Below are 3,858 nucleotides of genomic sequence, written 5' to 3' on the forward strand. Positions count from 1 at the left end.
TAGTCCATCCAGATGTCACGCACGCCAACCCACGCGTGGTAGAACAGCGCGACGAGGGTGACGAACGTCGCGAGCTTCATCCACTGTGCGGCGAAGATCGATGCCCAGCCGTCATACGAAAAATCATGCGCGCCGAAGAACAGGACGAGCAGCACGATCGTGTAGACCGCCATGATCACGGCGGTGGCGCGTTGCGCGATCCAGTCGCGCAGGCCGTAGTGAGCGCCAACGACGAGGCGCTTCGGACCGATACCGTTTTTAGCCGACATTTTTTAGAACGCTCCGAAGAGTTTTGCCGCGAAGGCGATCGTGAGGATCGTGGAGATGGTCACGACGACGAGCGAGGTCGACTTGCCTTTTTCTTTGCTCACCATGTCATGGCTGAAGTCCATGACGAGGTGGCGCACGCCGGCGCAGAAGTGAAAGAGGAATGCCCACCCGAGGACCAGCACGATGAGCTTGACGATGATGTTCGAGAGGAAGCCCTTGAATACTTCGAAGCTGAGCTCCGAAGTGAGGCTCTGGTCAAACAGGAACAACAGGAAAGGCAGGAACAGGAACAACAGCACACCGCTGATGCGGTGGCCGATCGACACACGACCGGCCAACGGCAGGCGGTATGCGAACAAGATCTGCCCAAGCCCGATGTTCCGGTATTCCGGCCTCGGTTTTTTTGCGGCTTCTGCCATGCTAGACCCCTACTATGTGTTAACACTAATTCGCAATTTTAGCGCCTTTTCATATCGCGCTGCAGCGAAATCCACCTCGGAAACGGCTGGTGGCGCGCGCAAGCAAAGGCTCTTGGGGAAGGGAAACGCACCGTCTTGCGCGCCCTTCCATTAACTCAAATCATTCTGATAGTAGTACCCGGTTGTGACATACCATCCACGGCGCACCTCGACCGGCCGGTCCCCATAGGTATAGGACACGCGCTCGACAGAAAGCAAAGGAAAACCCGCGGGCACCTTGAGAAGGTCGGCCACGGAGGGCTCGGCGGCCACCGCCCGGATCTTCTCGGTCGCGCGGATCATGCGCGTGCCGAACTCCGTTTCGAACATGGCATAGAGCGGCCCCTTATATTCCGCGAGCCGCTCGATCGTGAGCCCGCGGAACACGCCGCCGGGCAGCCAGATCTCGTCGAGCACGGTGCTCTCGCCGTCGAACTGCAAGAGGCGCCGGATCAGGACCACCGGGTCAGCCGGCTTGAGGTCGAGCTGGCGCGCGATCTCGGCCGAAGCGCGCAGGCGGCGGCACTCGAGCAGCTTGCTCACGTGGGGATGCTCCGCGCCGTCATCGGCCAGTAATCTCAGAAAGCGAAACTGGGCTCGCTCTTCATTGTGCGTTGCAACAAACGTACCCTTGCCCTGGCGGCGCACCAGCAGGTTCTCTGCGGCCAGCTCGTCGATCGCCTTGCGCACGGTCCCCTGGCTCACCTTGTAACGGGCGGCCAGTTCGACTTCGCTGGGGATGATTTCGCCTGGCTTCCATTCGCCGGACACGAGGCTCTGTGTAATGAGCCCCTTGATCTGCTGGTACAGCGGACTGAAGGTGGGGGACGGTGGCACCGCGGACGCAGGCGCAGACGCGTTGACGCCGCTCTCGGGAGCGGGGGAATTCGCGTTGCTGGCCGGGTTCGCACTCATGGCGCGCATTTCAACATAAAGCCCCCCACGCATCAAGCATTTTGGCGACAACAGATATGTCTTATATAAGACATAAGATACTGTTGACTTTGACCCTGACGACTCCTACACTCCCGATCGAGCAAGGGTTTGCGGGCGGGTTGCAGACTGATTCGAGGACCTGAAATCAGCGCGACGAAGACGATGAAGGGGCTCCGCCGGCTGCATCCACCGCGTGGCGAATGCGCCGCAGGCCGCCTTGTCAATCAAGCCGTTCCCTCATGCAGTAAACGCAGTAGAGGTTTCGATCCGGCCGGTGCGGCCGATGCAGCCAGACTGCATCCGGTTCGCGCCGCGCATCTGTGGGAGAGCCCGAGCGAGCTGTTGCAGGAACCGGCACACTTGATGCGGCCAGCGTCAGACATCCTCCGAAGGGGCGCCCCGTTCACCTCTTGCCATGTTGCACATGGTTACCGGCACCGCGGTTCGCGCCGGCGGCGCGCGTCACGGCCTCGCAGTCGTCGAAGCATGCGCGCCGGCAAGAACGGCCGCGTGTTTCACCTACGCTTCGTGTAGCGCGCATATAGAATGGCGCTTTACCCTGGCGTCTAACGCATCTTCCTGGAGATTTTCAATGGCTAAGCCCGCAAAGCGCGTTGCCGTCACCGGCGCCGCAGGTCAGATCGGTTACTCCCTGCTGTTCCGCATCGCCAACGGCGACCTGCTCGGCAAGGACCAGCCCGTCATCCTGCAACTGCTCGACCTGCCGCAAGCGCAAGCCGCCGTCAAAGGCGTCGTGATGGAACTGGAAGACTGCGCATTCCCGCTGCTCGCGGGCGTGGTGGTCACCGACGACCCGAAGGTCGCGTTCAAGGACGCCGACGTCGCCCTGCTGGTTGGCGCACGTCCGCGCTCGAAGGGCATGGAGCGCAAGGACCTGCTCTCGGCCAACGCTGAAATCTTCACGGTTCAGGGCAAGGCGCTGAACGACGTCGCGAGCCGCGACGTGAAGGTGCTGGTCGTCGGCAACCCGGCCAACACGAACGCCTACATCGCGATGAAGTCGGCGCCGGACCTGCCGAAGAAGAACTTCACCGCCATGCTGCGTCTGGACCACAACCGCGCGCTCTCGCAACTGGCCGCCAAGTCGGGCAAGCCGGTCGCTTCGATCGAGAAGCTCGCCGTGTGGGGCAACCACTCGCCGACGATGTACCCGGACTTCCGCGTTGCAACGGCTGAAGGCGAAGACCTCACGAAGCTGATCAACGACGAAGAATGGAACCGCAACACGTTCATCCCGACGGTCGGCAAGCGCGGCGCGGCGATCATCGAAGCGCGCGGCCTGTCGTCGGCGGCATCGGCTGCCAACGCAGCGATCGACCACGTGCGTGACTGGGTTCTCGGCACGAACGGCAAGTGGGTCACGATGGGCATCCCGTCGGACGGCTCGTACGGCATCCCCGAAGACATCATCTACGGCGTGCCGGTGACCTGCGAAAACGGCGAATACAAGCGCGTCGAAGGCCTCGAAATCGACGCGTTCTCGCGCGAAAAGATGGACGGCACGCTCAACGAACTGCTCGAAGAGCGCGACGGCGTCGCTCACCTGCTCAAGTAAGCTTGTTGCAGGCAAACCGGAACGCGGCGGCGACGCAGCGGATTCCGGTTTGATTGCGCGAGACGCGGCGGCCCACGCCGCACGCATCTCGCGCACTGATCCGCACGCGCCTTGCTCCGTCCACGCGACCGCAGGACGCGTCCGAATCAGGTTGTTCCCCCCAAAACTCGATTCCTGACGCCGAAGATGCGCGCCCTCTCCCCCGCCGAAGTACTCTTTGACGGCGAAGCGCCGCCCACCCTCCTGCCCGCGTGCGATCACTACGCCGGCAGCGAGAAGCTGATGCTGAAGTCCCTCGCGCTCCAGCAGGAGCTGGGCCCGGTATTCGACATCACGCTCGACTGCGAAGACGGCGCCCAGGTTGGCCGCGAAGCCGAACACGCGGAACTCGTCGCGTCGTTCCTCGGCAGCGAGCACGACCATTTCGGTCGCGTTGGCGTCCGTATCCACGATTTCCACCATCCGCACTGGCGCGACGACGTCCGCCTGATCCTGCGCGCCGCCAAACGCGCGCCGGCGTTCATCATGCTGCCGAAGATCCGCGCTGTGGGCGACGCCGCCGAGATGACCGCGTTCATCGAGGCCACGCGCGTCGAAATGGGCATCCAGAAGCCGATT

Annotated in this window: 4 protein-coding genes and 1 pseudogene; 2 read left to right on the top strand and 3 right to left on the bottom strand. The window is 62.6% G+C overall.

Going from position 1 to position 3,858, the window contains the following annotated elements; genetic code table 11:
• The 3 genes from sdhD to VMJ11_RS18950 form a co-directional block, all read right to left on the bottom strand.
• Nucleotides 1-269, bottom strand: a 269-nt coding sequence (gene sdhD, locus VMJ11_RS18940) for a succinate dehydrogenase, hydrophobic membrane anchor protein (RefSeq protein ID WP_325620922.1), incomplete at its 3' end; no start/stop codon positions are given.
• Nucleotides 270-272: 3 nt separating this feature from the next.
• Nucleotides 273-689: a succinate dehydrogenase, cytochrome b556 subunit gene (gene sdhC / locus VMJ11_RS18945; protein ID WP_325620923.1), complete on the bottom strand. Its 417-nt coding sequence runs from the start codon at nucleotides 687-689 to the stop codon at nucleotides 273-275.
• Nucleotides 690-839: 150 nt separating this feature from the next.
• Entirely contained in the window at nucleotides 840-1,643 is an 804-nt protein-coding gene (locus VMJ11_RS18950; RefSeq protein WP_325620924.1) for a GntR family transcriptional regulator, read from the bottom strand.
• A gap of 613 nt (nucleotides 1,644-2,256) precedes the next feature.
• On the opposite strand from VMJ11_RS18950, the gene VMJ11_RS18955 reads away from it, so the two are divergent.
• Both VMJ11_RS18955 and VMJ11_RS18960 read left to right on the top strand, forming a co-directional pair.
• Complete coding sequence (locus tag VMJ11_RS18955) at nucleotides 2,257-3,240, top strand: malate dehydrogenase (protein ID WP_325620925.1); 984 nt, start codon at nucleotides 2,257-2,259, stop codon at nucleotides 3,238-3,240.
• 186 nt (nucleotides 3,241-3,426) lie between these two features.
• Nucleotides 3,427-3,858, top strand: a pseudogene (locus VMJ11_RS18960) (CoA ester lyase); the annotation flags it as partial.

It is taken from the genome of Paraburkholderia sp. (assembly GCF_035501035.1).
Classification (GTDB): domain Bacteria; phylum Pseudomonadota; class Gammaproteobacteria; order Burkholderiales; family Burkholderiaceae; genus Paraburkholderia.